Below are 25,904 nucleotides of genomic sequence, written 5' to 3' on the forward strand. Positions count from 1 at the left end.
ACACCGCAACTAAATAATCGGAGGATTTCTCTACCGAACGTCACGGGCGGGGACCTGCATGATAGGCCGTCGCCCTGACTCATAAAAATAATTATCAGGTCCTGGTCATGAACCCCTTCAATCTCATCGCCTTCGCCTTCGCCTTGCCCAAGCCAACGACCGTCCTCCACGCGCCAGCGCCCGGCTGACCCGTCCCCTCGCCTAAGCGCTAACCCATTTTTTTCAGCAGCCACTTCAGTGTGGAGGGATAAGTCATGCTTCAAGTCAACGTCACCCGCAAAGCGGACGAAGCCGAAGGCATCTGCAGTTTCGAACTATGTGCCGCGGACGGCAGCACGCTGCCGGCGTTCGAAGCCGGTGCCCACATCGACATTCACATAGCCGAGGGCCTCACCCGCCAGTACTCCTTGTGCAACGATCCCAGGGAACGCCATCGCTACATGATCAGTGTGCTCAAGGACCCAAGTTCCCGTGGCGGCTCCAGGGCCATGCACGAGCAGGTACGGTCGGGGCAAACGCTGACCATCAGTGCTCCGCGCAACCTTTTCCCGCTGGATCGCTCAGCCCGCCGACACCTGTTGTTTGGCGGCGGTATCGGCATCACGCCCATGCTGGCCATGGCCTATGAGCTGGCGCACCAGGGCGCCGACTTCGAGTTGCATTACTGCTTTCGCTCAAGCGCACGCGCGGCGTTCGTGGCGCTGCTGGCACAAACGCCGTTCGCCGATCGCATCAAGCTGCATGACGACAGCGGCTCGGCCCTGCAGAAACTGGATGCGCCCGCCCTGCTCGCCACACCCGACGCCGGCACCCACCTTTATGTGTGTGGGCCGGGCGGTTTCATGAACTACATCCTCGAGGCTGCGCAGAACGCAGGCTGGTCCCAGCACCGCGTACACAAGGAGTTCTTCGCCGCAGACCCTGTCGATCAAAGCGCCAATGCGCCCTTCGAGGTCGAACTGGCACGCAGCGGCCAGGTTTTCCAGATTCCAGCCGAACGCACGGTGTTCGAAGTACTGGACGAGGCCGGCATAACAATCGAGTCATCCTGCGAGCAAGGCGTCTGCGGCACCTGCGTAACCCGTGTGTTGAAGGGCATCCCCGAGCACCGTGACCAATTCCTGACAGCGGCCGAACGCACCGCCAACGACCGTTTTACCCCCTGCTGCTCTCGCGCCAGATCACCACGCCTGGTGCTGGATCTCTGAATCGAACAACAACATCAAACCTGGAGAACACCCATGAACATCCAGTCGCTTGCCGAAGAAATTGCAGCGCCGACCTTGCCTGCCTTTCCCCTGGACCAGTGGTACGTCGCGGCCCTCGGTTGGGAGTTGAAGGACAAACCCGTGGGCCGGACGCTGCTCAACAAGCCGGTCGTGCTGTTTCGCAAACCCGACGGCGAGGTCGCTGCGCTGGAGGACCGCTGCTGCCACAGGGCACTGCCCCTGTCGAATGGCACCCTCGAAGCGTCTGGCATTCGTTGTGGCTACCATGGCCTGCTGTTCGATGAACGCGGCACATGCGTGGAAATCCCGGGCCAGGACAAGATTCCGAGCAAGGCCAAAGTGCCCTCCTATCATGTGCGAGAGCAGGACCAGATCGTCTGGATCTGGCTGGGCAGCGAGGCGCATCCCGAGCCGACCTGCGAGCCACCGACCTACCCTGTCCACAGCAGTGGCAAGTACTTGTTCGACGGCAACGTCTACCACTACGACGCGCCTTACCAGCTGATCCACGACAACCTGATGGACTTGAGCCACCTGGGTTATGTGCACCTGCACACCATCGGCGGCAACGCCAGCATCCACATGAATGCCCGCATGAGCGTGGAGAGTGAAGGCGATGTAGTGCGGGTCGTGCGCCACATGCCGGACTCTGTTCCACCCCCCACCTACACCGCCGCCTACCCGTTCAAAGGTACCGTGGACCGTTGGCAGGAAATCGAATTTCACGTCAGCCACCTGCGCATCTGGACCGGTGCGGTGGATGCCGGTACTGACAACCTGGACGACCCCGATCGTGGTGGTTTCCATATGCGCGGGTTCCACGGGGTCACACCCGAGACCGCCACCACCAGTCACTACTTCTGGACCATTGCCACCAACCCCGAAAGCGATCCCGAAGCCATCAAGGCCAAGGTGGTTGAGCAGACGATATTGACCTTCGACGAAGACAAGGTGGTGATCGAAGCCCAGTACCGAAACATGTGCCGGTTCGGCGCACGCCCGATGATCGACATCCATGTCGATGCCGGCGCCAATCGCGCCCGCCGCATCATCGAGCAGCTGCGCCAGTCCGCTTCCTGAAGTCCCCGGCGCACGCTTACCGATTGAGTGTGCGTGCGCATTTTCCAGGCCCTTGCATGCTCCATCGCCGGGGGAGTACGCCAACAAGAAGTGGCGCAGCCTGGCCATCAGCCTGCAATCCACCGCCTACGCACTGGGCGCCACGATCGGCGGTCTCATCGCGGCGCAAATCATTCCGTCCCTGGGCTGGCGTTCAGTGTTCTTTTACGGCGGCATCTCGGCCTCCACCACGAAATCATATCGCCCTTAAGAGGTGTCCGGAATAATTAGGCCAGTTCAGATCACCGCCAGACGCAATTCCCGGCAACACCCAACAAACCTGTAGGCGCTGGCTTGCCAGCGAAGAGGCCGACACAGCCAACATCTCCATCGCCTGACCCACCGCCTTCGCCGGCAAGCCGGCTCCTACAGAGGATTAGGCCAGACGCAAATTCCGCCAGCGCCCAGTAAACCTGTAGGAGCTGGCTTGCCAGCGAAGAGGCCGACACAGCCAACATCTCCATCGCCTGACAAGCCGGCTCCTACAGAGGATTAGGCCAGACGCAAATTCCGGCAGCGCCCAGTAAACCTGTAGGCGCTGGCTTGCCAGCGATGAGGCCAACACAACCAACATCTCCATCGCCTGACCCACCGCCTTCGCCGGCAAGCCGGCTCCTACAGAGGATTAGGCCAGACGCAATTTCCGCCAGCGCCCAGTAAACCTGTAGGCGCTGGCTTGCCAGCGAAGAGGCCGACACAGCCAACATCTCCATCGCCTGACAAGCCGGCTCCTACAGAGGATTAGGCCCGGCGCAAATTCCGCCAGCGCCCCGTAAACCTGTAGGAGCTGGCTTGCCAGCGAAGAGGCCGGCACAGCCAACATCTCCATCGCCTGACACACCGCCTTCGCCGGCAAGCCGGCTCCTACAGAGGATTAGGCCAGACGCAAATTCCGCCAGCGCCCAGTAAACCTGTAGGCGCTGGCTTGCCAGCGAAGAGGCCGGCACAGCCAACATCTCCATCGCCTGACACACCGCCTTCGCCGGCAAGCCGGCTCCTACAGAGGATTAGGCCCGGCGCAAATTCCGCTAGCGCCCAGTAAACCTGTAGGCGCTGGCTTGCCAGCGATGAGGCCGGCACAGCCAGCATCTCCCTCGCCTGACCCACCGCCTTCGCCGGCAAGCCGGCTCCTACAGAGGATTAGGCCAGACGCAAATTCCGGCAGCGAGCAGTAAACCTGTAGGCGCTGGCTTGCCAGCGAAGAGGCCGACACAGCCAACATCTCCATCGCCTGACCCTCCGCCTTCGCCGGCAAGCCGGCTCCTACAGATGTGTGCACCTGCCCCTGCAGCTACTTGACTCCTGACGAAAGCGAGCAAATCGGCGTTGATGGTCGGCATACCGTTTAGCAACAGCCTGGCTGACCGTCAGGAAAAGTGCCTACCCTCATGCATCCGTAACGGTGCATGAGGGCAACCCGGTCAATGCGCTGGAAACACCACACCGACCCGCTCGGCATACTTCAACCAGGCAGCCTTGAGCCGTTGCACCGTTTCCGGTTGGGCGGCCGCCAGGTCGGTGGTTTCGCCGCGGTCCTGGGCCAGATCGAACAATTGCCATTGCGGCGGCTGCGCGTTATCGCCAAAGCCTGCCTGCGGGCGCATACCCAGCAGCTTCAGGTTTCCCTCGCGGTAATAAGCATTGCCGAACAGCTCGCCGGCCAGGCTGTCGTTAATGTGCGGGCTGCCTTTGCCGGCGAGCATCGGCAGCATCGATTTGCCGGTAATCGGATGTTTATTCGAGTCCGTTGGCGCTTCGATGCCCGCCAGTTCCAGGAAGGTCGGCGCCAGGTCATCCACCCGCGCAACGCCGCGTTCCACGCCCTGGCGACGCAGTGACTTGGGCAACTGAACGATCGCCGGCACGCTGATACCGCCTTCTGCGGTGGTGCCTTTGAACAGGTGGAACGGTGCAGCGCTGACCTCGGCCCAGCGTAGGCCATAGTCGATCTGGGAACCCTTCTGCCCCAGGTTGGCATAGCTATTGTCGGTGTGTGCGCCCGGCGGATAGAACTGGGCGTGATTCTCCCCCGCCGCGCCGTTATCCGACATGAACACGATCAGCGTGTTGTCGTACTGCCCGCTTTTGCGCAGGTAGTCGACCAGGCGGCCAATGTTATGGTCGAGGTTGTCGACCATGGCGGCGTAGATTTCCATCTTCCGCGCCTCGACCTGTTGCTGCTCAGGGCTCAGTTGCTCCCAGCCCGGCAGCTTGGGATTCACCGGTAGCGGCTTAGCCGGCTGGGCATCGCCTGCCATCAGGCCGAGCTTTTTCATCCGCTCGATCCGCGCCAGCCGTACGCTGTCATAGCCCTGATCGAACCGCCCTTTGTACTTGTCCAGGTACTCCTTGGGTGCTTGCAGCGGCCAGTGCGGTGAGGTAAACGCCGCGTAGGCGAAAAACGGCTTGCCGTCCTTCTGGCTGTTTTGCAGGTAGCTGATCAGTTTGTCGGTGTAGAAGTCCGAAGAATAGAAATTCTCCGGCAACTCCACGGCCTTGCCGTTTTCACGGTAGTGCACCTGCTCGATCTTGGCCGGGTCGACACTGGCGGGTTTGAAGTGCGATGCACCGCCCTCCAGCAAGGTGAACGACTGCTCGAAACCACGTTGATCCGGCCCCTGGTCCGCCTCCAGGCCCAGGTGCCATTTGCCGACCATGAGGGTGCTGTAGCCGCCTTGTTTCAACAGTTCGGCGATCGAATAGGAACGCTGGTTCAGATAACCCTCGTACCCCGGCTTGCCCCGTTGAAAGGGTTGCAGGGCTTCCGCCATGGTACCGAGGCCGGCGAGGTGGTTGTCGGTGCCGGACATCAGCATCGAGCGCGTAATCGAACAGGTCGGCGCGGCGTACAGGTTGGTGAACTGCAGGCCATCCCTGGCCAGTTGATCCAGGGTGGGCGTATTGATTTCGCCGCCGTAGCTGCCCAGGTCGGAATAACCCAGGTCATCGGCGACGATCAGCAGGATATTGGGCTTTGCCGAGTCGGCGCTGGCCGTCATGGCCAGGCTGCTGCCCAGTGCCAACGCGGTCGCCAGTATTGTTTGCGGCAGACGCAAAAGAGGCATGTGTTCTCTCTTATTGTTTAATCGAGGATTGTTTCAGGCGTTGCTTACTCTTCGAAGATCGCCACCGCTCGCACAAAACCGGCCGATGCATGCTTGATCTTGTAGGGGAAGCAAGACACCACAAATCCACTGGCCGGCAGGGATTCCAGGTTGGCGAGTTTTTCCATTTGCCCATAACCGATATCGCGCCCGGCCTTGTGCCCTTCCCAAATGATCGAGGCATCGCCGTCGGCGGCAAAACGTTCGCGGGTGTACTTGAACGGTGCGTCCCAACTCCAGGCGTCGGTGCCGACCACCCGCACCCCACGTTCCAGCAGATACATCGTGGCTTCACGGCCGATGCCGACGCCGGCATCCAGATACCCCGGCTGGCCGAACAGCGCGCCGGCGCGGGTGTTGACCAGCACGATGTCCAGCGGCCGCAACTCGTGGCCGATTCGCTTAAGCTCCGCTTCGATCTCGGCAGCGGTCACCACATGACCGTCGGCCATGTGGCGAAAATCCAGCTTCACCCCCGGCTGCAAGCACCAATCCAGCGGCAACTCGTCGATGCCAAAGGCCGGCTGGCCGCCGTCGGTGGTCGAGGCGTAATGCCAGGGCGCATCCATGTGCGTGCCGCTGTGGGTGGTGATGTGCAGTCGTTCGGCGGCCCAGGACTCGTTGCCCGGCATCTGTTCGAGTTGCAAGCCGGGGAACATCGCGGCCATCTCCGGCCAGCCTTGCTGGTGATCCATGTAATCGATCTTGGGCAACAATGGTGGCGGATCGGTGTAGGGGTTGTTGTCGAGCGTGACCGAGAGGTCGACGAGACGACGCTTAGGCTTGGTTGGCTGTGACATGAAAGGTCTCTCCGGTCAGCGGCAGAAGTCGGGGGGCCGAGGGGTTAAGGGCGTTGCGGACCAGCGCGGCAGCGTTGCGGTCATGGTTGAAACCGGCGGCGCGGGCTTGTGGGGTTTTCAGCGGCGGCATGCGCCCGAACAAGGCTTGCAGCCCGGCGTCAGGGGAAAAACTGATCAGCCTGCGGCGCTCTTGCCCATAACGCTCGGCCAGAGCGTCGATCACTTGGGCGATGGACAACTGCAGCACCGGCAGCTGCCATACCCGCTGGGCTCCGAGCACGGCGCCATCGAGCTCGGCAGCGTGGATCAGGTTGTTCACACAGCAGCGGGCCGACATCCACCAGGCCGTCGCCTGCGGCGAGACCGGGCATTGATAGGCTTCGCCCTCGGCAAACGCGCGCATCAGGTCGCTCATGAACGCCGAGCGCAAGCCATTGGGCTCGCGGGGCCTGGCGACGATGCCCGGCAAACGCAACGCTCGACCATCGACATCGCCGCGCCGGGCCAGGTCGCTCACGGCACTTTCCACCATGGCCTTATGCGTGCCATAGGACAATTCGGGACGCAACTCGGCGGCCTCGCTCATGCGTTCCGGCAGATGACCGCCGTACACCGCGACGCTGCTGGCGTACACCAGAACCGGTGGCTGGTTCTTGTTGCGCAGTTGGTTGAGCAGTTCCAGGCTGGCCAGCAGGTTGACCTGATAGCCAAGCTCGTACTGCTCTTCCGCCGCACCACCGGGAATGCTGACCAGATGGAACACCACGTCGATGCCGTCGGCCAGCACCCGGCGCATCAACGCCGGATCGGTCACGCTGCCGAAATGACGACGCAGACGGGTGTCATCCGGCAAGCCCTGCAAATCCCTGTCCAGGACCAGCAACGAAGCAATGACCTGGCCCCGCAGGCTGCCCCGCGCCAGCAGGCAACGCACCAGCTCTCGTCCGACAAAACCATTGGCGCCGGTTATCAACACACGCATAGGGCGCCCCTCAGCCTTGGGCCTGAACGACACGTTGATCGATCGCGCCGAACAACGACTGGCCGTCGCGATCCAGGACGTCCATGTGCACGCGGTCGCCAAAGCGCATGAAGCCGGTTTGCGCGGCGCCCTGTTCGATCATCTCGATGGCGCGGCGCTCGGCGATGCAGGCCGACCCCGCGCTGCGCTCGCTATTGGACACAGTGCCGGAGCCGATCAGCGTGCCCGCGCCCAATCGGCGAGTCAGCGCGGCATGGGCGATCAATTGGCCAAAACTGAAATTCATCTGGCCGCCGTGGGGCTGCCCAAACCATTGCCCATTCCAGTGCACGTGCAAAGGCAGATGTACCCGCCCGTCGCGCCAGGCATCGCCCAACTCATCCGGGGTAATGGCCAGCGGGGCGAAACTGGACGAGGGTTTGGCCTGCAGGAACCCGAAGCCGGTGCGCATTTCCCGCGGAGCCAGGGCGCGCAAACTGACGTCGTTGATCTGCAGGATCAATTTGATGTGCTGCAGCGCCTGTTGCGCGTCGCATCCCATCGGCACGTCATCGACCAGCACCACGAATTCGCCTTCGAAGTCGATGCCCTGGCTCTCGCTCGGCAATGCAATGTCGTCGCGCGGGCCGATGAAATCGTCACCGGCACCCTGGTACATCAGCGGCGTGTGCTCGACGCCATCGATGGGATCAAGATTGAAGGCTTTCTGCATCAAGGCACCGTGGCTGAGGAAGGCCGAGCCGTCGCACCATTGATAGGCGCGGGGCAACGGCGCCATGGCCTGGGCGGGGTCGAACGCAAAAGCGCCCGTCGCTGCGCCCGCATTCAACTCACTCGACAGCGCCTGCAAGCGCGGCTCGACGCTGCTCCAGTTCTCGATCGCCTGTTGCAAGGTCGGCGCCACGGAACCGGCATCCAGTGCCCAGGCGAGATCTCGCGAGACCACGACGAGCCGACCATCACGACTGGCGTTTTTCAGGGTGGCGAGTTTCATGCCGATGCTCCTTGGGCAGGGCTCAATTCATCGGCGAAGCGTCCGTCGAGCAAGATGAAGACCATGCGCGCCATCGCTTCGGTGCGGTTGCTCCAGGCATGGTTGGTACCGCGCTGCACCACGACGTCGCCGCGCTTGAGGTGCACTTCCTCCTCATCGAGCACCAGCCACACTTCGCCTTCAGTGACGATGCCGTAGTCGAGGGTCTCGGTGCGGTGCATCAGTTTATGTCGAGAGTCCGCTTTGCCGGTGCCGGCGTGGGACTCGCCAATTTCGACGAACGCCGCCGCGGCACTTTCCGCGCTGACCTGGTTCTGCACGCTGTCCGGCGGAATATCCACCACCCGAATCACACTGCCCAGGGGGCCGGGGCTCAGTTGCAGGGGTTTGCTGCTGGGGTCACTGGCGTTGTCGAGCAAGGCCGGGCTGGTGCTGCTGTTCCACAGTTCGTAAAACACCGTGCCCGGCACCGACGCCAGCGGGAACACGTTCGGCGTCGGCCCGCTGCTGGCGACAATCGCCTGGCCATGCTGATCGTGACCGGTGACCACTCGTTTGAATTCAGGAAGCGCTTGCATGGAAAATCCTCATTCAGTTTCCGTCGCCGATGGTCGAGCCATCGACAACAATATTTGCGTGGGGCGCCAAACCACCGAGCCGCGGCACGGCCAGGCAAAACACTGCCACCAACAGTTGCAGCCCGCCCACAATGGCCAACGCATGGGGTAGCGCGGTGGCGACGCCACCGGTCATGCCGAGCACCACCAGGGGGCTGATGAATTCGCCGGCGAAGATGGCCGCGGTAAAACACCCCGCCGCCCGCCCGCGTTGATGGAAATCGACTTGCGCCATGATCCAGGTGATCAGTGTCGGCAGCATCAGGCCAATGCCCAGGCCGTTGATGGTCACGGCGACCACGACCTGCACATGGGTCAAGGCGTCAGCCATCAACAACCCGCCGATGCCCGCCAGCACATAGGCAAGCAACAGCATGTGCTGCCCACGCATGGCGCTGAACAAGCGAAAACTCAACGCACCGACGAGTACGCCCAGCTGATTGGCGCCCATGGTCATGCCGATCTGTTGCGGGGCATCCACCTGCAGCAGGTTGAGCAGGTATCCGGCCTGCACCGGCACGATGAACAGGCTCAGCCCTGCCAGCAGCGACAACACATACAGGGGGGCGAGCGGGCGCCAAGGGAATTTGCCCGTGGGCATCGGCGGGGTGGTTGGCTCGGGTTGCGCAGCGGCCTGTGGCTCCCACAGTTTCCAGGCCATCAGCGGCAGGAAAACCAGGCCCACGGCGTACAGCGCAAACGGCGTACGCCAATCGTTTTGCCCGAGGAAACCACCCAGCGCGATGAACACCGCTGCCGACAACGAGGTGGCGACCATCTGCAAGGCAAACAGACGCTCCCGCCGGGCGCCGCTGTAGTAGTCGCCCATCAGCGTGGTGCAGCAGGTCATGATGCCCGCCTCGGCCAAGCCGATGCCCGCGCGACTGAGCACGATCGCCGGCAGCGAGTCGAGCCACAGCGGCAGCACGCCGCAGAGCACGTACAGCGTCATGCTGGCCAGCAACAACGGCTTGCGCCCCAGGCGATCGGCGATCAGCCCGGCGAACGGCGCCAGCAAGGCGATCACCAAGGCTGGTAACGTCAATACGATCGGAACCATTACGGCGCTGCCGGGCACGTCGGCAAAATGCGCCTGCATCCGCGGCAACACCGGGGCCAGCAACACCGCGCCCAGCACCGGCAGACAGCTGCCCAGCAGCAACAACAGCGATTGCGCCCATCCGGCTTGCCGGGTGGAATGTGCTACGAAGACATTAGCGACCATGGCACGGCTCCTTGATGCGCAGGTGAGGAACGTTGGCAACCACCGCCGTCTCGGAACCTGCGACGTTGCGCACCGCCACTGGACCTTGCGCCTCGCTGCGTGCGGGCAGCAGGAAGTACGCCAGCGCCGGCAGCAACACCAGGGCGCCAACCATGTTCCAGACGAACATGAAGGCCAGCAGCACGCCCATGTCGGCCTGGAACTTGATCGGTGAAAACGTCCAGGTCGCGACACCAATCGCCAGGGTGATACCGGTCAGCATCACCACCTTGCCGGTGGACACCAGCGCACGGTAATAGGCTTCTGACAGGCTCGACCCTTGGCGCAGATGGCCCAGCAGAATGCTCATCACGTACAACGCATAGTCGACGCCGATACCCACGCCCAAGGCGATGACCGGCAGCGTGGCGACTTTCACACCGATGTTCAGCCAGACCATCAAGGCTTCGCAGAGGATGGAGGTGAGCATCAGCGGAATCACCGCGCACAGGGTCGCGCGCCAGGAGCGGAAGGTGATCAGGCACAGCAGAATGACTGCGCCATAGACCCAGACGAGCATTTCGCGGTTGGCTTGCTTGACCACGATATTGGTCGCCGCTTCGATCCCGGCGTTACCGGCGGCCAGGAGAAACTGCACCTCGTCGGTGTTGTTCGCCGCGGCAAATTGCTCCACGTGCTCGACCAGGCGGGTCAGCGTCTCGGCCTTGTGGTCGGTGAGGTAGGCGTACAGGGTCAACAGGCTGCAGTCTTCGTTGTATAACCCGCGCGGCGCGCTGGCGGTGATCATGTTGAGCATCGCCTGGTTGTTCTGCAGCTCGTACCACTTCGGGTTGCCCTCACTGAGGCCGACCAGCATGCGCCGGTTGAGCAACGCCAGCGAGTTGGTCGAATCCACGCCCGGCAAGGCGCGCAGTTGCCAGTCCAGGGCATCGACCTTGGCCAGGATGTCGTAGCGCGCACAGCTGCTGGCCGGGGTTTTCACCATCACCGCGAACAGGTCGCTGCTGGCGCCGTAATGACGGGTCAGGAAAGCATCGTCCTGGTTGTAGCGCGAGTCCGCGCGCAGCTCCGGTGCACCGGCGTCGAGGTCGCCGATTTTCAGTTGCAGGCTGACCACAAAACCGAGCGCAGCCAGCGCGAGGCTGATGGCGATGCACAGGCTCGCCCAGCGGCGATGGGTGAACAGGTCGAGAAAGCGCCAGAAGGCATGGCGGGTCTGGCCGCTTTGCTCAGCCTGTTCGCTTTTGAGGCTCAGCTGAGCCGCCCGCGGCGTTACGCCGACATAGGAGAGCAACACCGGCAGCAGGATCAGGTTGGTGAAGATCAACACCGCCACGCCGATGCTGGCGATCACCGCGAGGTCTTGAATGACCTGGATCTTGATCAGCATCAGCACGGCAAAACCCACGGCATCGCACAGCAGCGCCGTCAGCCCGGCGAGGAACAGGCGGCGGAAGGTGAAGCGCGCCGCCACCACCCGGTGCATGCCTCGGCCGATGTCCTGCATGATGCCGTTCATTTTCTGCGCGCCATGGCTCATGCCGATGGCAAACACCAGGAACGGTACCAGCACCGAATACGGGTCCAGTTGGTAGTCCAGCAAGGGCAGCAACCCGAGCTGCCAGACCACTGCCACCAGCGAGCACAACACCACCAGCACCGTACTGCGCAGGCAGCGGGTGTACCAGAACAGCACGGCGGTGGTGATCAGGATTGCGACGGCAAAGAACAACAGGATCTGCTTCAGGCCGGCAATCAGGTCGCCGACCTTTTTCGCGAAACCGGTAATGCGAATGTCGATGTTGGCGCTTTGATAGGTGCTGCGCAGCGTCTCCAGCTGCTCGGACAACACCGCGTAATCCAGCGGCTTGCCGTCAGGGGTGGTGGCCAGCAACGGCACATAAATGATGCTCGAGGTCTGGTCCAGAGCCACCAGTTGGCCAAGTTCGTTGGAGCGCTGCACATTGCGCCGCAGCGATTCGAGGTTGGCGGCGGTGCCGCTGTAGTCATCGGGAATCACCGGACCGCCGTCGAGGCCGTCCTCGGTTACGGCTACCCAGCGCGTGGCCGGTGTCCACAGCGACTTCATGTAGGCCCGGTCGACACCCGGCAGCAGGTAGAGTTGGTCACTCAGGGCTTGCAAGGTTTTCAGGTACTCGGCGTCGTAGATATCGCCGTGTTTGTTGGCGACCACGATGCGCAGCGCGTTGCCTAAGCCGGTGAGCTGTTTCTGATGCTCAAGGTAGTTGGCAATGTAGGGTTGCTGTGTGGGGATCATTTTTTCGAAGCTCGCATTGAGCTCGATACGGGTGGCTTGATAGCCGAGCACCAGGGTGGTCAGCACACACACCAACAGCACCCACAGGCGGTGGTTGAACAGCGTGCGTTCCACCACGGAACCAGAGCGCGGATCGAAATTCGCCAGGCTGGCCGTGGCGTTGTCGAAAGACTTCATAACCTCACTCCGAAGCGGTAGCGATTGACGGCGAGATGCGCGTCAACCCAGTGAAACCGGCCAGCGTCAGGCTGCCGTCGGCGGCCTGGACAACACTGGCAACGGGCTTGCCGAGCGGCTTGCCGTAGGGCTGGAGCAGTGCGCCGGGCTGGCTGTTGGTGCGAAACAGGGCGCCGCTCTGATTGACCAGCAACAACTGGCCGTCATCGGTGCGAATCCCGTCGCTGAACGACACCGGCATCGTCACCGACGCGGGCTGGAAGCTTTCGCCCAGGTCGCTGGAGACAAACGCATTGCCCTTCAAGCCGGCCACCAGCAACACGCCGTCATCGCGCATTTGCAGGGTGAAAAAACTGCCCGCGTAAGGACTTTCCAACTGCGTGAATGACTTGCCGGCATCCGTCGAACGAGCCAGATAACCCTGCTCGCCGGCCAGGAACCAGTGCTCGCCTTGTTGCGCGATGGCCGACAAGTGCGCGCCCATCGGGTTATCGATTTGCCCCATGATGGATTGCCAGGTGGTACCGCCATCGTCGGTGCGAAACGCCAGGCCGTAAGCGCCAACAATCAGGCCGTGCCGGTCATCGACGAATTGCAGGGCGAGAAACGGTTTGTCAGCAGCCTCACCGGCAAGCCGTTCAGCCGTTTGCACGCGCGCGGCGGCGGCATCCGGATCGCTTGCAGATGGCAGTTGCTCGGTGGCGGCCGCCAACTCAAGTTGTGCCGCACGCAAACCGTCCAGTTGCACAACCCAGTGTTCACCTCCGTCGCGCGATGCCAGCACGACGCCGCCATGCCCCACGGCCCAGCCTGTGTTGGCGTCGACAAACTGCACGGCGGTCAGGCTGACCGAAACCGGCACCGCTGCCTGGCGCCAGCTCACGCCATTGTCATCGGAAAGCAGCACGATGCCCCGCTCCCCCACCGCCACCAGCCGCGCGCCTGCCCGGGCCAGGTCCAGCAGCACCGCGGATTGCGCTTGCGGTGCCAGCATCGCCGGCGTATTGAGTGCGTCGCCCACCGCAGCGGCCTGCGCCAGGCTCAACGGCGCCAGAGGCAGCGCCATCAACCACATCAGCCGACCAACCACCTGACAGAATCTGTTCATACCGACCTCGAAAAACCGTTTGATACCGGATCACGCTGCGCCAGCCGCGACCCGGTCTGACTCAACGAACCCCGGCACCCGCCATCGCCGCAGGCGAGAACTCGGAGGCCTTGTAGCGATCCACCACGCCGTACTGTTCGGGCTGGCCGGTGTAGACGTTCTGGATAAACCAGGCGCCGGAGGTCAGGTCGTAAAAACCGGAAGACAACTGCGCTTGTGCAGGCAGGTCCGGCAGGACCGCGGGCAACGACCACAGGGTCTTGGCCAACTGGCCGTTGGCATCCCAACGGTCGCCCAACATGGCTTGCCAGGTGTCTTCATCGAGGTAATAGCGGCCCTTCGGCAACTGGTGACGCTTGCCCGGCGCCAGCTCCGCTTCCACGACCCAGACCCGGTGCAATTCCCAACGCACGTAATCGGGGTTCATGTGATGGGCGAGGAACAGGTCTTCAGGTTTGGCGGCGGTTTGCACCTTGTTGGTGTTGTAGGGGATGTACATCTCCTGCTTGCCCACCAGTTTCCAGTTGAAGCGGTCCATGCGGCCCTGGAACACGCTCAATTCGTCGAAGGACATCACCCCGGCAGTCGCCGGTGTCGGTGTATCGCAGCAGGCATTCGGCAGTTTGCGCACGCGACGTTGGCCGGTCAGGTAGACGTGGGCCTGGGACAAGTCGCCGTTGATGTTGGTACGGCCCATGATCTGCTCGCCGGCGCGCAACGGCGGCCCGACGTTGAGCAGGCGGAACAGCCAATAGTCACCGTCAAAAGTCTCCGGCGATCCGTCCTGGTAGTAATACGGCATCTCCTGAATGGCTTGGCCATCGGTGGTCATGACCGGCTTGCCATCGGCGGTCATCAGGTAGTGACGAAAATGCATCGACAGCGAGGTCCCGCGCCAATTCAGCACATGGTTCCACATGGCTTCGGCACCGTTTTTCGGCACCGGAAACGGAATACCGCCAAAGGCGCCTTCGGGGACGGGGCCGGCGCTGCTGTCGACCAGTTTGGCGCGGGTGGCGTTTTTCAGCGTGTTGTCATACACCCACTGCGGCGCGGCGGCGGTGCGACGGGTCTGGTACACATCGATGCGATAGGTGTCCGGGAAACGCTTGAACATTTCCTTGGTGCCATCGCTGAGTTTGCCGGCGTATTGCGCCAGGTTTTTCGAGGTGATGCTGAACAGCGGTTTGTCTGCCGCAAACGGGTCGGAACGCTTGCCGCCTTCCTTGAACGAAGGATCGACCTTGGTGTAACCACCGTCCCACGCCGGAATGGAGCCGTCGGCATTGCCGGCGCGCTCGGCGCCAAAAGGCGTCAGGTTTTTCGACAGTTTGGCCGCGTCTTCCGCCGTCGCAGCGCCCGCCATCTGGCTGCAAATGGCCAGGCTTCCCAGCAGTGCAAAGCAAAGGGTTTTGAGCTTGAAGGCTCCGGTTTTCTTGTTATGGGTCATGCGCAAGTCCTCTTAAAACGTGGTCTTGACGGAGAAAGACAGATAATCCCGGTCTTTCAGCGATTGCTTGTAATTGAACTGGCTGGCGGCGTTGAGGTTGGTGTCCTCGGCGCCGTAGTAATGCGTGTAGGTCAGCCCGGCGGTGACGCGATCCAGGTAGGTGGCGGTGATGCCGATGTTCATGTCGCCGCCGTTGTCCGGCCCGAACGAGCTGACAACCGCCGATTTGCCCAGTGGGAAATAACTGAGGCCGACCGGAATGCTGATATCGATGCCGGAGAAGAACTGGCGGTACGTCGGGGTGTAGACCACCTTGAAACCGAGGCCGTCATCGGTGGCATTGGGGTCAAGGGCGGCACGGTTTTTGGTGACGCTCAGCAGGCGGTTCCAGGCGATCTCACCGACCAGTCCGGATTCCCTGGCAAGGAAGTTCGGTCCGAACGACGCCAGGACGTTGAGGTTGACGTGGGCGGTACGGCCGACCGCGTAGAGGGCGTCGTCATCGTTGTCGGCGACCACGCCGGGCAGGACGGTTTGCCCGTTGGAAACCAGCGGCATGTTCCAGCGCATCGAGGCTTCACCGGCGAAGCTGTATTCGTCGACGGTGGTGGAAAAACTGGCGCCGAAGGCGCGAATGTCTTCCGGGTACACCCAGTAGTACTCGCCGATCTGGCCAGTGCCGAAGTTCGGCGCACCGGTGGAGGGTTTGAGATACAGCTTGGGTGTCTTGTCGTGATACTGGATCGCGTACAGGCCGTACTCGACCGTCTCGGCGCTGTACTTCAACTGCAGGCCACCCTGCCCCGAACTTTTCGCTTCCTTGTCATTGCCATGGAAGAACGCCGCCGGGCTGCCGGGATTGCCACCGAGGAAAGCCGGAAATGGCGCGCCCACGATCAAGCGTTCGTTGCCTTCACCAATGGTGTCACTGGTGGAAAAGTAACTGCCGGCACCCGGCAGGCGTGTCTCTTCCCACTCCAGCTGGTAAAAGGCGCCGAGTGATACGTCGTTGGTCAGTTGAAACGTGCCGGACAGTTGATTGACCGGACGGGTGATTTCCTTGAACTGGGTGTTGGGTACGGACTGCGCCTTCACCACGTCGACCGGCGCCATGCCACCGGCAATGCCGTTGGCCCCGAAGAACAGGCTCTCGCCCCAGATCAAGCCGTGGCGACCGGCACGCACGGACGTGGCGTGGTCGGCCAGCTCGCCGTTCCAGTACACGAACGCATCGAGCAATTCGCCTTTACCGCCGTGCAGATGGCGAGTGTCGTCGGTGAATTCGTCATAGGCCACGGAACGGGCGTTGGCCCGGGCCGGGTCGTCGTTGTCGTTGTCCTGCTGGTATTCGGTGTCGTACCAGGCGGCGCCACTGAGGCGCGCGCCGACGTTCTTGAACGACATGTCCAGCTCGGAAAGGATGTCCGTGCGGTTGGAGATCAGGCCCTTCTTGAAGGCCCGGTCGCCGTCGTCCTGGTTGAGTGCTACCTGGCCCTCGCTCAATTTGCTGCTGGGATTTTGCGTGCGCCAGGCGGCGCTGTACTTCACCGTGTTGTCCCAACGCAGGTTGAAATCCGGATTGCCGGTGTCTACCGAAAAGGCCTGGGCAGCCTGACTGCACAGCACCAACGCCGCGGCGAGGGTGAAACCAAAGGGTGCAGAGGGGCTGACCGGGCGGCGCGCAAGCGTCGCAGTCGTGGAACTAACCATCGCGTTAACCTCTTGTTTTTATAGTGGTAACTGCTGTGGGTGAATCAGATGGGCTCGGCCGTCAGCGCGAGCATTCGCTTGACCAGGCCGATGCGGTCGAACTCACGGTCGTGTTGCATTTCCTTGTCGCCGGCCAGCACCGAGCTTTCGCTGATGAATTTGCAGCGCTCGAAACGGCGCGCCATGAAGCGCTGCAGCTGTTGCTCGACGTTGCCGTCACGGGTCAGTTCTTCACTGAGCACGATGGCATCTTCAATCGCCATGCCGGCGCCCTGGCCGAGGTGCGGCGTAGTCGCGTGGGCAGCATCGCCGATCAGCAGCACGCGACCGCGGTACCAGGGCTCATTGACGAAGACCACTTCCATCGGCTTGTAGACCACTTGGCTGCTGTCGGTGATCTGCTCGCGCAGTTCGCCGATGAGGCCGGTGAAACCCTGCAAGCGCTGGCGCATCTGCTCGGCCAGCGTGGCCGGGTCCATCCACGGATTGGACGGTTCGTGGGACGTGAGAAACAGGTACATCAGGTCACCGGCCAGCGGCACCAGGCCGGCGTTGCCTTCGGCACTCTGGTAGTTGGCGAGGTGATCGATCTGCGGGGCACGCGGGAAGTTGTAGCGCCACACCGACTGGCCGGTGAAACGCGGTGTGTAGGTGTCGCCGAAGAGCAAATCACGAACCCTGGAGAACAGACCGTCCGCGCCAACCACCAGGTCGTAGACAGCGCTGCTGCCATCGGTGAACAGCGCATCGACGCTGTCGCCGGTGTCTTTCAAGGCTTCCACGCTAAGGCCCAGGCGTACTTGCGCGCCGAGTTCCAGCGCCGTTTCGCTGAGCACCTTGTGCAGCGCCAGGCGCGAGATGCCGACGTTGGCCGGGTACGCAGGCCCTGCCAGGCGCTGACCCGGAATGCGCGCCAGTTGTTGGCCGGCCGGGCCATAGATGGCGACGTCTTCAAAGGCGTACGCCGCATCGAGATATCCATCCAGCACGCCAAGCTTGGCCATCTCGCGGACCACGTTGCTTTGCTGGATGATCCCGACGCCGTACACCGTCCATTCTGACTTGAGTTCGATCAGATCGACCTCAATGCCCTTGCGCCGCAGTGCGATGGCCGCACACAAGCCACCAATGCCACCGCCCACGATCAGAACTTTGTTCACTGCACTCATGGTTTTCTCACTTGTTATTCTTGTGATTCGATGCAGCGTCGGGCACTGCGTCGTTGGGTTCAGCTTCCCGTCAAACCAGGGATTTGACTAATCGCGAGTAGGGATGCGATGTATCTGCAAACGCGATACCTCGATCTGAGGCTGCGCGGCCTCCATGCCAGGCATTTGCAGCACCAGCCAGCCCTCTTGCGCACGCCAGGGCAACGCCTCCAGCGTCTGGCCCAGACAGGGGCCGTAGACGCATTCGCCGGTACTTGGCAGGAACTGCGCACCGTGGGCGTAACAGACGATCAACTGGCCGTCGGCGGATAAAAAACGGTCTTTGCGGTACTCCAGGCGCACGTCCAGATGCGGGCAACTGTTGCGATAAATCCGCACCTGTCCCTCGTGCATTACGGCAAACACACTGTCTTTGCCGCGTTGCCATGGATCGAATCCGCGCGCCTGCCCTTCCACCAATTCATCCATCCGGCACAGGTAGAAATCGCTGTGGCTCATGGCAGACACCCGTGTTCAACCCTGTTTGGGTGGCGGGCCGCCGGGTGCCCATTTCGCCTTCGAATTGAACAGGAACAGCTGCGAGTTATCGGCAGACAAAGGCGCGCGACGGGCCTCCCAGGCGTCATCGTGTTTGTCCATGTCGGCGTCGTATTCAATGTGGCAACCCAGGGGGCTGTTGAAGTACCAGAACCAGTTGGAGCCAAAGAGGTGACGACCCGGGCCCCAGAAACTGGTCCAGCCCTTTTGCTCGAACCGCGTGCCGGCCAACAGCACTTCGGTGCCGCTGCCCATGTGAAAGGTGAAGTGTTCGCAGCCCTTCATGTGCGGCGGGGTCTGGATCATGAACAGGCAATGGTGATCATCGGAGCCCGCCGGGCGCATGAACGGCCCGGCGCCGATGAAGGTGTCCGTGGTCCGAAAGCCCAGGCGCTCGGCGTAGAACGCTTCGGCCTTGGCCGCGTCGGGGACGAAATACACCACGTGGGACAAGGTGCGCGGCACCGCGCTCATGTCGAGGGTAATGCCAGGCTGGTTCAGCGGGCGCTGCGGCGCATGGCCGGCGGCGTTGGTCAGGTCGTCCGGGGCGCTGTACGCCTTGCGCACGGTGACTTGGAATGCGATCGCGAACCCCATGTCGTCGACGCTGTGCAGCACGCCGTTTTCCCGTGAGACCTGGCGGTCGCGCGCCAACTCGTCTTCGATGGCGTCCAGGTCCGCCGCGCTGGCCACGCCGTAAAGGGTTTCACGAATCGACGGCGCCGGGCCGATCGCCACCGGCAAGGTCGGATCGTCCGCACGGCGAATGATCACGGCGGTGCCGTCCAGTGCTTCAAAACGCCCGCCATCGCTGTCGACGTCAATCGGCGTCAGGCCGTAGTCACGCAGGCAATCGGTACAGGCTTGGATGTCATCGACGCCAAAGATCAGGGCGTCAAGGCCAATGATGTTCATGGCTACCACTCCATTGAAATTATGATCCGGAGACTGCTGCCGAACGCTCGACCAGGCCGATCGGCGATGCATGGAATCCGGTGGTGGTGTCGGCCAGAGGTCCGACTGCGGCGAAGATTGACGTGCGGCTGGGCAGCTGACTAATCGCGAGTGGGGATGCGACCTATCGGCAAACGCGATACCTGAAGACGGGGTTGACGGGACGATCAATTCACCGGAATGTATCGTGAAAATAAATACAAGAGCGGACCTGCCTGATGCGTTTCAACCACCTGGACCTCAATCTCCTGGTGGCACTCGATGTGTTGCTCGAAGAGCAGAACATCACCCGTGCCGCCGAACGCCTGCACATGACGCAGTCCGCAACCAGTGGTGTGCTCGGGCGACTGCGCAGTTATTTCGAAGACGAACTGCTGGTGCAGGTGGGGCGCAAGATGCAGCCCACGCCCTACGCCCGGGAACTCGCCAAACCGATCCGCGAAGTACTGCTGACCATTCAATCCTCGATCACCGCCAAGCCGGTGTTCGACCCCACCACCAGCAAGCGCCACTTCCGCCTCGTGACCTCCGATTACCTGATCAGCGTGCTGTTTGCCCAGGTGATTCAGAAGATCCATCAGGAAGCCCCGAACATCACGTTCGAGATGCTCGGCCCTGGCGACAATTCCGGTGAGTTGCTGATTCGCGGCGAGGTCGACCTGATGATCGTGCCCGAGCGCTACATCATCGACGGCCACCCCCACAAACTGCTGTTTGAAGAAGAACACGTCTGCGTGGTGTGGAACGGTAATACCCAGGTCGGCGACAGCCTGAGCCTTGAGCAGTACATGGACATGGGCCACGTGTCCGTCGGGTTTGGTCGCACCCGGCACTTGAGCATCGAAGAATGGTTCATGAACCAGTACGGGTTCAACCGCCGTATCGAAGTCATCACCAACGACTTCAACACCCTGCCGCAGCTGGTCGTCGGCACCCAACGCATCGCCACCATGCACCAGCGCCTGGCGCGTTTGTACGCCGAGCACCTGCCGCTGCGCATCCTCAATCCGCCGGTGAAGATTCCGGTCATGCGCGAAGTCATGCTCTGGCACCGCAGCGTGGACGGCGACCCAATGCACCGCTGGCTGCGCGAGCGCATCAGCGAATTCATCCAGCATCTGGAACAGGATCCTATCGCCGCTCGCGATACCTCGCATCCCGAGTCACGATTGGTCAATTAGCCGGGGCGTCCTTAACGTGCCTTGTGAAAGCTCAAGGCAACCACAAGGACAACAACAATCATGTTCCGTTATTTCCCGACCAATTACGTGTGGAATCTCTCTGTCAACCTGGCCATCGAGATGGGCGCCCGCATGGGCGAAATCGAAGAGATGTGCGCACCGCTGCAGGAAGCCGCCCAGCAGCCCGACGCCGCTGGCACCAAGGCGTTCCGCGAAACCTGGGCGAAGATGGCCGACAAACTCTGCGGCCTGGCCGAGGAAGATGAAGGTAACGGCCGGCTGCTGTCCGCCGGCGAAAAATACAACCGTGCCGCCACCTATTACCTGACCTGCGAGCGCTTGCAGGCCCATGGTGCACCCGGTCGCACCGAGCTGTACCAGCGCTTTTTGCAGACCTTCAAACGCGGAGTCGAACTGTCGCGGGAGAACTGCGAGCGCGTTGAAATCCCCTACGAGGGCAAACATATTTCCGGCCTTCTGGTGCGTGCCGAAGGCGTGAGCGGCCCGGCACCGATCCTGGTGCAGGTCAATGGACTGGATTCGACCAAAGAGATGAAATACCGCGTTGGCCTGCCCGCCTGGCTGGCAAAACGCGGCGTCTCATCGTTGATCATCGACCAGCCCGGCACCGGTGAAGCACTGCGCTTGCATAACCTGATCGCCCGTTACGACAGCGAGCACTGGGCCAGCCGCGTGGTCGACTGGCTGGAAACCCGCGACGACGTGGATGCCAAGCGTATCGGCCTGGAGGGCGTTTCACTCGGCGGTTATTACTGCCCGCGCGCAGTGGCTTTCGAGCCACGGTTTGCCTGCGGTGTGGTGTGGGGCGCCAATCATGACTGGCGCGATGTACAAAAGCGTCGCCTGGAAAAAGAAGGCAGCTTCCCCGTACCGCACTATTGGGCGCACGTGCAGTGGGTGTGGGGTGCCAAAGACATGGAAGAGTTCATGGCCATCGCCGAAAACGTACATCTGGACGGCGTGCTGGATCGCATCAAGGTGCCGTTCCTGGTAACCCACGGTGAAAAGGATTCGCAGATCCCGCTGAAGTGGGCACACCGCACTTACGAACAATTGGTCAACAGCCCCAAGCGTGAACTGAAGATCTTCACCGAACGCGAAGGTGGCGTGCAGCATTCGAGCTTTGACAACAGCATCAACGCGGGTCAGTACATCGCTGACTGGGTTGCCGAAAACCTGGGTGGCCATACGGCTTGACCGGACTCGTGTAGGAGCTGGCTTGCCAGCGAAGGCGGCCTCACAGCCGCCACACCTCTCGCGGCTTTACCCGATCCATTGTAGGAGCTGGCTTGCCAGCGAAGGCGGCCTCACAGCCGCCACATCTCCCTCGGCTTTACCCGATCCATTGTAGGAGCTGGCTTGCCAGCGAAGGCGGCCTCACAACCGCCACATCTCTCTCGGCTGTACCCGATCCATTGTAGGAGCTGGCTTGCCAGCGAAGGCGGCCTGACAGCCGACCTATTGTTTGTTGACCGCGTACATATCCATTTCTGCGGTAACGGCCACTTATGGTTTCGCCCTTACGGCGAGTCACTTGGAAAAACGGAACGCCGCCCGGCCCCAAGTAACCAAGGGCTCTTGCCCCTGGCGTTCGGTGCCTCGCTAATGCTCGGCATACCCTCGCTCCGGTCCTGCTCCGTGGGCCCGCCGCGATGGGCTTCTTCAGATGTGTGGGGTGACCACAGCAAAACGCCGGAAGTCCTTAGGGCTCTCCGGCGTTTTCATTGAGCGTTGAATGAACTCAGTCAGGCGCACGCGTTCCATGGAACGAGCTGATCTGCCAACCCTCTGCACCGAACGCCCAGACTTGGGTGGCAAAGCCCTCGCCGCGAATCGACTGGTCGGCGCCGCGCTTGCGCAAGGTGTTGCACTGCGTACCGGTCATCACCGCCAGGTGTTCGCCGTAGAAGCGGATCTGCAATTGGCCACGCTCAATGTCCAGATACTGCACGGCGCTTTTGGCGTACTCCAGGTAGTCCGCCTTGCCTTGCACCAATCCGGTGGTGTGCACATACACCAGGTCATCGGCGAACAGCTCGGCAACGCGTGGGTAATCTTCTTCAACCAAGGCCCGGCGGCGTTCCTGCTCAAGTGCCAGGAGTTCGGTTCTTGCAGTTGCGGTGGTCATGGGACGACTCTCTGTAGGTGAGGAACGCGCACCATAGACGTGCGATACAGCCGGTAAAAAATCGTCGATCACGATGCCAGCCATCGCCACTCGCGATACCCGCTCCCTGATCTCGCTCGGTGCCGCAAAGGCCCCGCCGCTGTTGGGATTGAGCAGCTATCGACGCCATCAATGCGTGAGCATTGATGCAAGTTGCTGGTGGCGTTCATGGCCGCGCCCTAGCCTCGCTTTGCATAACTATCCGCAAAGTGAAAACGCCATGAATGCCCTGCACCTCAAATGCCAGACCTTGTTCGACGGTACCGGCCTGCAAACCCGCCAACAGCAAACCCTGGTGGTGGAGAACGGCCTGCTGACATACGTCGGCCCGACAGCCATGGCACCGCAACCACAAGCAGGTGACAGCGTTGTGGACGCCGGCGATAACTTTGTCATGCCGGGTCTGGTGGACGTGCATACACACCTGGCCTTCGGCAACGCGCAGAGCGAAGAAGACATCGATATCTGGACCAGCGACGAATTCCGCGCCCTGCGCGGCATGTTCTTCGCTCAGCATGTGCTGGCCGCTGGGGTGACCAGCATGGTTTGCCCAGGCGATAGCGGCCAGCTCAGCATCGCCGTGCGCAATGCAGTTGCCGCGGGCCTGTTCGAGGGTCCGCGCATCGCGGCCAGCAGCCGGGTCATCACCAATCGCCAAAGCCTCAATGACTGGTTTCCCAGCCGCGTGGGCGCCCCGGAATATTTCACCGCACGCCTGGTCACCAGCCGCAGTGAAGCCCTGGCAGAAATCCGCAAGCAGGCCAAGGATGGCGTAGACCTGATCAAGATCGCCATGGACGGCACCCACCGCCGCCCGAACGGCGAAATCATCGCGGCGTTCACCGCCGAAGAAACCCATGAGATGGTCGAGGAAGCCCATCGCCTGGGCTGCAAGGTAGCGACTCATGCCTATGGCCGTGAGGCGGTGATGTACGCAGCCCGCGCCGGTGTCGACCTGGTGTTCCACGCCTTCTACATGGACGACGCCTGTATCGAGGCCTTGCTCGAAGCGGGCAGTATCCTCGCGCCGACCATGACCTTCCCGCAGAACACCGTGGACTTTTGCCAGCCCCACGACCCGGCCATCAGCACCGGGTACGCCGGTTACTGCGCACGCACGCTGGAAGTCGGCTCGGCGGTGCTCAAGCGTGCCAAGGCCGCCGGCGTACCGTTCGCCTGCGGCAGCGACAGCGGTTTCGCCGTGACGCCTTATGGCGAGTGGCATGCGCGTGAGCTGGAACTGCTGGTCACTCGTCTGGGCTTCACGCCCGCCGAAGCCCTTTATGCCGCCACCGCTGTTGGTGCGCGCTGTATGCCCCGCGGTGAAACCATCGGCTCCCTGGAAGTGGGCAAGCAAGCGGATTTCCTGTTGCTCGACGGCTCGCCGCTGCACGACATCCGCATCCTGCAAGACCGCTCGCGCCTCAAGGCCGTGTACAAGGCCGGTCAGCCGGTGCGCATGGAACGCAGCCCCTACAACCCCAAGCAAGTGTCCGATTTCAATTCGTTGAAGTGGACTGACCTGTACACCCGCGACCGGGTCGCACAACTGGGCAAGTGGGCCGTATGAGGATCGACGTCATGCACACACTCGATTTGATCACAGCCACTCACATCGCCAGCAACGCGATCCGCATCGCCCGGCAAAGCGGGATCAAACCCCTGGCCGCCGCCGTGCTGGATGCGGCGGGTCATCCGCTGGCGGTGCTGCGTGATGAACAGGCCAGTTTCCTTCGCCCGCAGATCGCCACCGGCAAAGCGCGCGGCTGCCTGGGAATGGGCTTCGGCGGACGGGAGTTGGCGCGGCGTGCGCAGGCCATGCCGGCGTTCTTCGATGCGATCAACAGCCTGACCGCTGGCGAAGTCATTCCGGTGGCGGGCGGTGTATTGATTCGCAATACCGAGGGGCAGATGCTCGGTGCCATTGGCATCAGCGGCGACACCTCGGACAATGACGAGCGCTGCGCCGTACAAGCCATTGACCAGGCCGGGCTGGTGGCCGATACCGGCGATCAGCCGACGGGTTGATCGAGTGACGCGGCCTGTTCCAGCAACAGGCCGCGAAACCACATCAGCGCCGGATCCCGCTCCTGATACGGGTGCCATTGCAACACCTGCACAGCCTCCGGAAACGCCAGGGGGGCGGGGTGAATGCGCAGCGGATAACGCTGGGCAAAGCGCTGCGCTTGCCGGCGAAACACCGTGGCGATTCGCGCGGTACCGACAATGAACTCCGGCATCAACGCGAAGCTTTCAAGGGCCACCGCCACGCGTCGATGAACGCCTAACTCATGCAGATGCATCGCATCCATGGCCAGGTTTCGCCCATCGGCAAACTCACGCACTACATGTTCGGCGGTGCAGTAGCCCGTCAGGCTCAAGCCCCCGGCGAACTGCGGCTGTTGCGCACAGACGATGCAGCACAGCTGGTCACTCATCAAGGGAACGTGGGGATAAGCCGGGTTCAAGCGGCGCTGCGGCACAATCACACAATCACTGCGGCGATAGTCGAGCGCTTCGCTGACCACATCGCCATCGCGCGGCACGGGCAAGTCGCGCAGACTCAAACGCACACCCGGCGCGACGTGCGCCAGCGCAAGACTGACCGCTGGCAACAGCACTGCGGCCACATAATCGGAAGCCACCAGGGTAAATTGCCGAGTACAGGTGGCCGGGTCGAAATTCACCGGGGCATCGACAATCTCCCGTGTAAGAGCGAGGGCTTGCTGCACCTTGGGCATCAACTCCAACCCCAATGCCGTCGGTTCAAGCCGTCGCCCGACCTGAACCAGCAACGGGTCATTGAAATGCTCGCGCAAGCGCCCTAGCGCCGAACTGGTCGCTGACTGGCCCAGGCACAGGCGCTCGGCGGCCCTGCTGACGCTGCATTCGCTGAGCAAGGCGTCCAGGGCTACCAGCAGATTCAGGTCAAGACGTCGATAGCGCATGCTGTTTCCGCTGCAAAGGAATGGACAGTGGCAACTTTAATGACCCGGTATTGCTCCGGCCAATCGCGTGCTTCGCTAGAAGGTATCGCAACGGAAGATACCTGCCTCCAGCACCGCTTATGTTCGCTACCGAA

General features: G+C 62.1%; 21 protein-coding genes and 1 pseudogene. 7 read left to right on the plus strand and 15 right to left on the minus strand.

The genetic code is table 11. The features are described 5' to 3' along the window. Positions 1 to 254 precede the first annotated feature (254 nt). From NQL71_RS22060 to NQL71_RS22070, 3 genes and pseudogenes are all read left to right on the plus strand, one after another. Complete coding sequence (locus tag NQL71_RS22060) at positions 255 to 1,208, plus strand: PDR/VanB family oxidoreductase (protein ID WP_274643286.1); 954 nt, start codon at positions 255 to 257, stop codon at positions 1,206 to 1,208. Positions 1,209 to 1,241: 33 nt separating this feature from the next. Further along, a complete protein-coding gene (locus NQL71_RS22065; RefSeq protein WP_274643287.1) occupies positions 1,242 to 2,309 on the plus strand; it encodes a Rieske 2Fe-2S domain-containing protein in 1,068 nt (355 codons plus the stop codon). 70 nt (positions 2,310 to 2,379) lie between these two features. Continuing rightward, a pseudogene (locus NQL71_RS22070) lies at positions 2,380 to 2,526 on the plus strand (MFS transporter); the annotation flags it as partial. 1,243 nt (positions 2,527 to 3,769) lie between these two features. Here NQL71_RS22070 and NQL71_RS22075 read toward each other — a convergent pair. From NQL71_RS22075 to NQL71_RS22135, 13 genes are all read right to left on the minus strand, one after another. Then, positions 3,770 to 5,413, minus strand: coding sequence for an arylsulfatase (locus tag NQL71_RS22075; protein ID WP_274643288.1), 1,644 nt, complete (start codon positions 5,411 to 5,413; stop codon positions 3,770 to 3,772). Positions 5,414 to 5,457: 44 nt separating this feature from the next. Continuing rightward, entirely contained in the window at positions 5,458 to 6,252 is a 795-nt protein-coding gene (locus NQL71_RS22080; protein WP_046815111.1) for a cyclase family protein, read from the minus strand. Continuing rightward, positions 6,230 to 7,234: an NAD-dependent epimerase/dehydratase family protein gene (locus NQL71_RS22085; RefSeq protein WP_046815110.1), complete on the minus strand. Its 1,005-nt coding sequence runs from the start codon at positions 7,232 to 7,234 to the stop codon at positions 6,230 to 6,232. The genes NQL71_RS22080 and NQL71_RS22085 overlap by 23 nt, the downstream gene beginning before the upstream one ends. A 10-nt stretch (positions 7,235 to 7,244) precedes the next feature. After that, complete coding sequence (locus tag NQL71_RS22090; RefSeq protein ID WP_274643289.1) at positions 7,245 to 8,228, minus strand: fumarylacetoacetate hydrolase family protein; 984 nt, start codon at positions 8,226 to 8,228, stop codon at positions 7,245 to 7,247. Continuing rightward, positions 8,225 to 8,806 (minus strand): cupin domain-containing protein, encoded by a 582-nt coding sequence (locus NQL71_RS22095; protein WP_274643290.1) that lies wholly within the window; start codon positions 8,804 to 8,806, stop codon positions 8,225 to 8,227. Before NQL71_RS22095 ends, NQL71_RS22090 begins: the two co-directional genes overlap by 4 nt. Before the next feature lie 13 nt (positions 8,807 to 8,819). Continuing rightward, positions 8,820 to 10,070: an MFS transporter gene (locus tag NQL71_RS22100; RefSeq protein WP_274643291.1), complete on the minus strand. Its 1,251-nt coding sequence runs from the start codon at positions 10,068 to 10,070 to the stop codon at positions 8,820 to 8,822. After that, complete coding sequence (locus tag NQL71_RS22105) at positions 10,060 to 12,525, minus strand: efflux RND transporter permease subunit (RefSeq protein WP_274643292.1); 2,466 nt, start codon at positions 12,523 to 12,525, stop codon at positions 10,060 to 10,062. The genes NQL71_RS22100 and NQL71_RS22105 overlap by 11 nt, the downstream gene beginning before the upstream one ends. A gap of 4 nt (positions 12,526 to 12,529) precedes the next feature. Further along, positions 12,530 to 13,633, minus strand: coding sequence for a YCF48-related protein (locus tag NQL71_RS22110; protein WP_248686877.1), 1,104 nt, complete (start codon positions 13,631 to 13,633; stop codon positions 12,530 to 12,532). A gap of 61 nt (positions 13,634 to 13,694) precedes the next feature. Further along, positions 13,695 to 15,083, minus strand: coding sequence for a DUF1329 domain-containing protein (locus tag NQL71_RS22115; RefSeq protein ID WP_248686876.1), 1,389 nt, complete (start codon positions 15,081 to 15,083; stop codon positions 13,695 to 13,697). Positions 15,084 to 15,095: 12 nt separating this feature from the next. Next, a complete protein-coding gene (locus tag NQL71_RS22120; protein WP_077182556.1) occupies positions 15,096 to 16,793 on the minus strand; it encodes a DUF1302 domain-containing protein in 1,698 nt (565 codons plus the stop codon). Positions 16,794 to 16,837: 44 nt separating this feature from the next. Beyond that, positions 16,838 to 17,962 (minus strand): FAD-dependent oxidoreductase, encoded by a 1,125-nt coding sequence (locus NQL71_RS22125; RefSeq protein ID WP_274643293.1) that lies wholly within the window; start codon positions 17,960 to 17,962, stop codon positions 16,838 to 16,840. Positions 17,963 to 18,049: 87 nt separating this feature from the next. After that, on the minus strand, positions 18,050 to 18,460 hold the full coding sequence (locus tag NQL71_RS22130) for a Rieske (2Fe-2S) protein (RefSeq protein ID WP_274643294.1): 411 nt from the start codon (positions 18,458 to 18,460) through the stop codon (positions 18,050 to 18,052). A gap of 15 nt (positions 18,461 to 18,475) precedes the next feature. Beyond that, positions 18,476 to 19,414 carry a VOC family protein gene (locus NQL71_RS22135; protein ID WP_046815100.1) on the minus strand — a complete coding sequence of 313 codons (939 nt, stop codon included), beginning with the start codon at positions 19,412 to 19,414 and terminating at the stop codon, positions 18,476 to 18,478. Positions 19,415 to 19,671: 257 nt separating this feature from the next. Between NQL71_RS22135 and NQL71_RS22140 the strand changes: the two genes are divergently transcribed. Then, positions 19,672 to 20,634, plus strand: coding sequence for a LysR family transcriptional regulator (locus NQL71_RS22140; RefSeq protein ID WP_046815099.1), 963 nt, complete (start codon positions 19,672 to 19,674; stop codon positions 20,632 to 20,634). 60 nt (positions 20,635 to 20,694) lie between these two features. Continuing rightward, positions 20,695 to 21,852, plus strand: coding sequence for an alpha/beta hydrolase family protein (locus NQL71_RS22145; protein ID WP_248686875.1), 1,158 nt, complete (start codon positions 20,695 to 20,697; stop codon positions 21,850 to 21,852). 544 nt (positions 21,853 to 22,396) lie between these two features. On the opposite strand, the gene NQL71_RS22150 is transcribed toward NQL71_RS22145, so the two are convergent. Beyond that, on the minus strand, positions 22,397 to 22,783 hold the full coding sequence (locus NQL71_RS22150; protein WP_274643295.1) for a nuclear transport factor 2 family protein: 387 nt from the start codon (positions 22,781 to 22,783) through the stop codon (positions 22,397 to 22,399). 259 nt (positions 22,784 to 23,042) lie between these two features. Here NQL71_RS22150 and NQL71_RS22155 point away from each other — a divergent pair, with 259 nt between their 5' ends. Both NQL71_RS22155 and NQL71_RS22160 read left to right on the plus strand, forming a co-directional pair. Continuing rightward, positions 23,043 to 24,392: a metal-dependent hydrolase family protein gene (locus tag NQL71_RS22155; RefSeq protein ID WP_046815114.1), complete on the plus strand. Its 1,350-nt coding sequence runs from the start codon at positions 23,043 to 23,045 to the stop codon at positions 24,390 to 24,392. Positions 24,393 to 24,403: 11 nt separating this feature from the next. After that, positions 24,404 to 24,850 carry a GlcG/HbpS family heme-binding protein gene (locus tag NQL71_RS22160; protein WP_046815096.1) on the plus strand — a complete coding sequence of 149 codons (447 nt, stop codon included), beginning with the start codon at positions 24,404 to 24,406 and terminating at the stop codon, positions 24,848 to 24,850. Here the strand turns inward: NQL71_RS22160 and NQL71_RS22165 are convergent. Further along, complete coding sequence (locus NQL71_RS22165; RefSeq protein WP_274643296.1) at positions 24,835 to 25,770, minus strand: LysR family transcriptional regulator; 936 nt, start codon at positions 25,768 to 25,770, stop codon at positions 24,835 to 24,837. The genes NQL71_RS22160 and NQL71_RS22165 overlap by 16 nt on opposite strands. Positions 25,771 to 25,904 lie beyond the last annotated feature (134 nt).

The sequence above is a fragment of the Pseudomonas serbica genome, from assembly GCF_028823535.1.
In the GTDB taxonomy this organism is placed as follows: Bacteria; Pseudomonadota; Gammaproteobacteria; order Pseudomonadales; family Pseudomonadaceae; genus Aquipseudomonas; species Aquipseudomonas serbica.